At 71.8% G+C, this 6399-nt stretch carries 7 protein-coding genes; 5 read left to right on the top strand and 2 right to left on the bottom strand.

Going from position 1 to position 6399, the window contains the following annotated elements; translation table 11 throughout:
- Window positions 1-157 precede the first annotated feature (157 nt).
- On the bottom strand, window positions 158-418 hold the full coding sequence (locus tag VNL12_RS15605; RefSeq protein WP_325595867.1) for a hypothetical protein: 261 nt from the start codon (window positions 416-418) through the stop codon (window positions 158-160).
- A 122-nt stretch (window positions 419-540) separates the two neighbouring features.
- Here VNL12_RS15605 and VNL12_RS15600 point away from each other — a divergent pair, with 122 nt between their 5' ends.
- The 5 genes from VNL12_RS15600 to VNL12_RS15580 all read left to right on the top strand — a co-directional run bounded on the left by VNL12_RS15600 (window position 541) and on the right by VNL12_RS15580 (window position 5267).
- Window positions 541-1845, top strand: coding sequence for an HTTM domain-containing protein (locus VNL12_RS15600; protein WP_325595866.1), 1305 nt, complete (start codon window positions 541-543; stop codon window positions 1843-1845).
- Between the two features lie 102 nt (window positions 1846-1947).
- Complete coding sequence (locus tag VNL12_RS15595) at window positions 1948-2196, top strand: hypothetical protein (RefSeq protein ID WP_325595865.1); 249 nt, start codon at window positions 1948-1950, stop codon at window positions 2194-2196.
- Between the two features lie 45 nt (window positions 2197-2241).
- Window positions 2242-3087, top strand: coding sequence for a formyltetrahydrofolate deformylase (gene purU / locus VNL12_RS15590; RefSeq protein ID WP_325595864.1), 846 nt, complete (start codon window positions 2242-2244; stop codon window positions 3085-3087).
- A 70-nt stretch (window positions 3088-3157) separates the two neighbouring features.
- On the top strand, window positions 3158-3994 hold the full coding sequence (locus VNL12_RS15585) for a class I SAM-dependent methyltransferase (RefSeq protein ID WP_325595863.1): 837 nt from the start codon (window positions 3158-3160) through the stop codon (window positions 3992-3994).
- A gap of 130 nt (window positions 3995-4124) precedes the next feature.
- Complete coding sequence (locus VNL12_RS15580) at window positions 4125-5267, top strand: hypothetical protein (protein WP_414654909.1); 1143 nt, start codon at window positions 4125-4127, stop codon at window positions 5265-5267.
- A 229-nt stretch (window positions 5268-5496) separates the two neighbouring features.
- Here the strand turns inward: VNL12_RS15580 and larE are convergent, their stop codons facing one another.
- Window positions 5497-6363 carry an ATP-dependent sacrificial sulfur transferase LarE gene (gene larE, locus VNL12_RS15575; RefSeq protein ID WP_325595861.1) on the bottom strand — a complete coding sequence of 289 codons (867 nt, stop codon included), beginning with the start codon at window positions 6361-6363 and terminating at the stop codon, window positions 5497-5499.
- Window positions 6364-6399 lie beyond the last annotated feature (36 nt).

Here is a 6399-nt window from a genome sequence, read left to right as displayed (position 1 = left end):
CCACCACAAAGCCCTCCGCGCCCTCGGCAACCGCCTCGTCGGCATCCTCCACGGCTGCCTCCACCACCACACCCCCTACAACGAAACCACCGCCTGGGCCCACCGCAACGACCAACCCCTCAAGATCGCCTCTTGACACCTACGGGCCCTGGGGTGTCTAAACGGTGTCGTCGTAGCCGGCGAGCACCACATCGGCGTAGGTGGTCGCCACCGCCTCGGCGTCGGCGTCGCTGATCATGAGCTCGGCGGCGCCCTCGTCGGCGTCGGACTCGGTGTCGGTCGCCGCCTCGTCACCTGCCGCAGTGGTGGTGGGCTCGTCGGAGGCCCCGGGGTCATCGTCGCTCGAGCAGCCGACGGCGAGCAGCGAGAGGGCCACCCCGGTGACGAGGACTCGGGTGAGGTGGGTCGGCGTGTGCACGTTGTCTCCTAGGCGCGATCTGTAAGGTCCGCCTAACTATTTACCTCACGGGCGCCGTTGTCGAGCAATCGGGCGGCCTATCGAGTCGCGGTGCACCGGGTCGCGTCGCTCCCACCGCCCCGGTGGACGGCTCGTCACTGGCCGCGGTTCGCGTGGCCCTGGGGGTCGTGGCCGTGCTCAGCTCGGTGCGGACCCTCGCGTACGGCTGGACCGAGCTGCTCTACGCCGGGCCCCCCCACCGCTTCACCTACCTCGGGTTGGGGTGGGTGCTCCCGCCCGGGCCGCTGCTGCTGCGGGTCCTCATCGTCACCGTGGCCGGCGCGGGGGTGGCCGTCGCCCTCGGGTGGCACACCCGCCTCGCCGCTGCGGTGCTCCTCGTGGCGTTCGGCTGGATCGAGCTCATCGACGCCACCACCTACCTCAACCACTACTGGTTCGTCACCCTGCTGGCGGCCATCGCCGTCGTGGCCCCGCTGGGCGCGGCCGGGAGCCTCGACGCCCGACGCGCTGGCGGGCCACGACCAGTGGCGGTCGGATGGGTGTGGCTCCTGCGCTTCCAGGTCGGTGTCCTCTACCTCTCGGCCGGGCTGGCCAAGCTCCAGTCCGACTGGCTGCTGCGGGCCCTCCCCCTCCGGCTCTGGCTGCCCGCCCGGGCCGACCTCCCGTTGGTGGGGGGCCTCCTCGAGTTCGGGGGAACGGCCCACGTGCTCTCCGTCGCCGGTGCCGCCTTCGACTGCACCATCGTGCCGCTGCTCCTGTGGCGGCGGACGCGCCCCTGGGCCTGGCTGGTGCTCGTGGCGTTCCACGTCGCCACCTGGATCCTGTTCCCGATCGGCGTGTTCCCGTGGCTGATGATCGGCGTCTCGACGGTCTTCTTCGCCCCCGACTGGGCCCGGAGGCCGTGGGGGCGCAGGGCGGCGACGCCGAGGGCCAGCCCCACGCCGAGGGCCGCAACGGGATCGGCGCGGCGCGCCACCGGGGGACGATGCGTGCTCGCCGTGTTCGCGGCCGCCTGGGTGGCGTTGCACCTGGCCCTCCCGCTGCGCCACCTCGCGTACCCCGGGGACCACCGCTGGAGCGCCGAGGGCTACCGCTTCGGGTGGAACGTGCTGCTGGTGGAGCGCTCCGGATCGGTGACCTTCGTCGTGCGCGACCCCGCCACCGGACGCACCTGGACCGCGGATCTCGAGGCGCTCTACACCCGCGCCCAGATCCGCGTGATGACGGGCGAACCTGACCTCATCCACCAAGCGGCGCGGGCCATCGCCGCCGATGAAGCCCGCCGCGGTCACCGGGTCGAGGTGCGCGGCGACGCCTGGCTCTCGCTCAACGGCCGGCCCGCCGCCCGCTGGATCGACCCCACCGTCGACCTGGCCGCCGAGCCCCGGACCCTCCTCCACCAGCCCTGGATCCTCCCTGCCCCGTGACGGGATGGCGGCGCCACCGGGCACCGAGGGGACCCTGATCTCAGCCCGGGGATGCCCGCCACGATGCCCCGTGGAAGCGGGCCCTCCGAGTAGGTTCCGGCGATGTCTGACTACGTCATCCCCGATCCCGAACCGAAGGAGATCGACGAGAAGCTCTCGCTGGAGCTGCGTCACCTCTCCTCGAACGCGGTGCTCAAGGGCTCTCCCTCCGGCAACGAGCGGTGCGACAACTGCCTGTACTACCTGGAGAACACGGCGGACATCTCCTACTGCTGGCACCCCAAGCTGCGGATCCTCGTGGGAGCCGACTGGTGGTGCCAGTGGTGGGACGCGATACCCGCCGACTCCTGACCCACACCCGGCGAGGTCCCGACGGCGCGTGACACGCTGGCGACCGTGACCACCCACGTGCTGACGCTCACCTGCCCTGACCGTCCGGGCATCGTCGCATCGATGTCACAGGGGCTCCTGGAGCTGGGCGCCAACATCATCGAGAGCGCCCAGTTCGGCGACGAGGCCACGGCCACGTTCTGCATGCGCACGCGCTTCGACGCGCCCCTCGACGAGCCCGACGAGGTGACCGCTGCACTCAGAACCCGGGCGGGGGAGCTGCAGGCCGCGATGACGGTCCGACGACCGGACAGACCGATGCGCGCCCTCGTGCTGGTGTCCACCTACGACCACTGCCTCGTCGACCTGCTCTACCGCTGGCACGCCGGGGAGCTGCCCATCGAGATCCCCCTCGTGGTGTCGAACCACCCGCACCTCAGCGGCCTCGTCGATCGCAGCGGCGTGGCCTTCGAGCACGTCCCGGTCACCCCGGAGACGAGGGCGACCAGCGAGGCCCGGCTCCTCGACCTGGTGGCGAGCCACGACGTTGAGGTCGTCGTGCTGGCGCGCTACATGCAGGTGCTCTCCGGGGAGCTGTGTCGTCGACTCGCCGGGAGGGCCGTCAACATCCACCACTCGTTTCTCCCGGGCTTCAAAGGCGCTCGGCCGTACCACCAGGCCTGGGCGCGGGGGGTTAAGGTCATCGGGGCCACTGCGCACTACGCGACGGCCGAGCTCGACGAGGGACCGATCATCGACCAGGACGTGGCGCGGGTGTCGCACGCCCACGGCCCCGACGAGCTGCGGGTCGTGGGTCGCGACCTGGAGCGCGTCGTGCTCGCCCGAGCGGTGAAGGCGCACGCCGAGGGTCGGGTCTTCCTGCTCGGCGACCGCACCGTCGTCCTCCCGTAGCTCGCCGGTGGCCGCTCCTTCCGCCAGGGTGACGGGCGGGCCCACGGCGGCAGCGGTACCGTTCCCCGGTGTGACCGACACCACAGCAAGCACCAGAGCCTTCCGTGTGCACCCGGAGCCGTGGATCGCGTTCCAACCCGCGCTCGACGCCATGCTCGAACCACTCGGCTCGGCCCTCCGGGAGCGCCTGGCCCCGACAACCGGGGAGCGCGTGCTCGACGTCGGCTGCGGCTGCGGCACCACCACCCTCGCGCTGGCCGCCGCGGTCGGCCCGACCGGACGGGTCACCGGCATCGACACCTCGGCGAGCATGCTCGCCGTCGCCCGCGACGCCGCGACCGCTGCGGGGTCGGCCAACGTCGACTTCGTCGAGGGCGACGCCGCCACCCACCTCTACGAGCCCCACGCCTACGACGTGATCTTCTCGCGCCTGGGCACCATGTTCTTCGACGAACCCGAGGCCGCGTTCACGAACCTCCACCGGTCACTTCGCCCGGGAGGACGACTGGGGTTCGTGGCCTGGCGGGCCCTGGAGGAGAACACCTGGACCACCGAGCCCCGAGACGCCGCGGCTGTCATCGTGCCCCTGCCGCCGGCGCCGGGTCCCGACGAACCGGGACCCTTCTCCCTCGCCCAGGCCGAGCGGATCTCCTCGGTGCTCACCCACGCCAGCCTCGTCGACGTGACCATCGAGGCCATCGACCGCGACCTGCTGATCGGCCGCGGCGACATCGACGAGGCCATCGACTTCTACCTCCGGCTGCTGCCCACCGGGTACCTGATGTTCGACCCCGACCACCACCTGCTCGATCGCCTTCGGGTGACGTTGCGCACCGTGCTCGAGGGCCACCGCCGCGACGACGGCATCTGGCTCGGCTCGGCGTCATGGCTGGTCCTGGCCCACTGACCGCTGCGGGCCACCGGGCGGGCACCTCGCGATGGGCCAACGCGAGCACGGGCGCCGGCCTCTAGGGTGCCGTTTCGACGTGACTGACGTCTCATGTCGCCGCCGTGCCATCCCCCGAAAGAGGAGCCCCATGAGCATTCCGACGGAACCGGTCGGTTCACTGCCGCGACCGATGAAGCTGCAGGAGACCATCGCCGCCTACGACGCCGGCACCGCCACCCACGAGCAGCTGCGCGCCGAGCAGGACGCGGCCTGCAAGGACTCCATCGAGCGCATGGAGGCCACCGGGGCACCGATCATCTCCGACGGCGAGCAGCGCTCCTCGAGCTTCGCCACCTATCCCCTCACCGACACGCTGGCGGGCACCGGCATGGCCGACAACCTCGCCGGCGACGGCCAGTACTTCGCCATCTTCGACGACGGCCACCACCGCCAGCTCCCCCGACTGACCGGCGGCCCCTTCGCCTACAAGACCTTCGCGGCCGACTACCTGGTGCAGTCCCTGCCCATGGCCTCCAAGCCGATGAAGCAGTCTGTCATCGCGCCCTCGATGCTCTCGCTGCTCTATCCCCTCGAGGGTGAGATCGACGGCTACCCGCGCGAGCAGTTCCTCTCGGACCTCTGCGATGAGGCCGAGGCTGACATCCGCAAGGCGTTCGCGGCGGGTGCCGCCCGGGTCTCCATCGACTTCACCGAGGGCCGCCTGGCCAACAAGAGAGACCCGCGCAACCCGTGGACGGGACGCAACATGCTCCAGGAGTTCGTCGACCTGAACAATCGCGTCATCGACCGCTTCAGCGCCGAGGAGCGCGCCAACATCGGCATCCACACCTGCCCGGGGGGCGACTGCGACTCGGTGCACAGCGGCGAGGTCGACTATGCCGAGCTGCTGCCGTCGATGTTCCAGATGAACGCCGGCTACTTCTTGATCCAGCTGGCGAGCGAGTCGGACAAGGAGCGGGTCTACGAGCTCGTCGGTGACAACAGCCGCGCCGACGCCAACGGCGTGCCCCAGGTGTGCTTCGTCGGCGTCATCGATCCGCTCAACCCCGAGGTCGAGACGGCCGAGGGGGTCCGTGACGCGCTCGTCACCGCCGCCAACTTCATCCCCAAGGAGCGCCTGGGGGCCACCGATGACTGCGGGTTCTCGCCCTTCAGCGTGGACCTGAAGCCCAAGCACGGCTCGCCCGACTTCGCCCGTGACGTGGCCTTCCAGAAGATCACCGCCCGGGTGCAGGGCACCGAGATGGCCTCCGAGGCGCTCGGGATCTGACGCCCGTGACGCGCGGTCCGTCACCCGCGGTCCGGCACCGCGGCCCGGCACCCGCGGCCCGGCACCCGCGGCCCGTCACTGTCCACCACGAACTGGTACGCGATCTGGGTGCCAGGGCACCCAGCTTCGCTACCAGTTGGTGGGGATGGGTGCGGGCGGGCGGGGGGGCGGGCGGGGGGGCGGACAGGACGAGGGGCGGGAGGCCCGGCGGGGCCGGCGCGTCGTCGACTCAGGCCGGTGAGGCCGGCAGGTCGGCGTTGAGGTTGCCGGAGCGCAGGCCTTCGAGGTCGACGGTGACGCGCTCGTAGCCGGCGCGCCGGAGAGCCGCCACCGCCTCGGCCCGCACCGCGATCAGGTCCGCCAACCGGTCGAGGGGGACCTCGACGCGGGCGGTGTCGCCGTAGTGGCGGACCCGGACCTCGTCGAAGCCCAGGCGGCGGAGGGCAGCCTCAGCCCGGCCCACCCGGTCGAGGGTGACCAGGGTCACCGGCGTGCCGTAGGGCACCCGGGAGGCGAGGCACGCAGCCGCGGGCTTGTCCCAGGTGCGCAGGCCGAGGGCCCGAGACGCCTGGCGGACCATGGTCTTGGTGAAGCCGGCATCGACGAGGGGGAACGCCGCTCCCCTCGTGGCCGCCGCGGCCTGGCCGGGACGGTGGTCGCCGAGGTCGTCGAGGTTGACCCCGAGAACCGCAGTGGCCGACAGGCGCGCCGCCCGCGGCCCGAGCACATCCATGAGAGCGGTCTTGCACCAGCGACACCGATCGCCGTCATTGGCCACGTAGCGGGGGTCGTCCGCCTCGACGGTTCCGACCGGCTCCCAGCGCAGGCCCCACTCGGCGGCGAGGGCCCGGCAGTCGTCGAGCTCATCGGAGGCCAGCGACGGCGACACCGCAGTCACGGCCAGGCTCGCATCTCGCCCGAGGGTGTCGTGGGCGAGCCACGCCAGGAACGCCGAGTCGGCCCCGCCGCTGAAGGCCACCACGACCGACCCGAGCTCCCGCAGGACGGTGCGCAACGCCGCGAGCGCCTGATCGATCCCATCGTCGGTCAGCCCCGGGTGGGGCCGGGACGGGTCGGAGGGTGCGAGCGGAGCCACGGCGCCAGTGTGTCGCACCGGGTCGCGACCACGCCC

This window comes from Iamia sp., from assembly GCF_035575815.1.
In the GTDB taxonomy this organism is placed as follows: domain Bacteria; phylum Actinomycetota; class Acidimicrobiia; order Acidimicrobiales; family Iamiaceae; genus Iamia.
The sequence above is the reverse complement of the archived record's forward strand: the minus strand, read 5'-3'. Positions and strand labels throughout refer to the sequence as shown.

What these genes read in the sequence shown, in the direction of transcription:
- VNL12_RS15595 (WP_325595865.1), top strand. Translation starts at nt 1,948, where the DNA reads ATGTCTGACTACGTCATCCCCGATCCCGAACCGAAGGAGATCGACGAG.
- VNL12_RS15580 (WP_414654909.1), top strand. Translation starts at nt 4,125, where the DNA reads ATGAGCATTCCGACGGAACCGGTCGGTTCACTGCCGCGACCGATGAAG.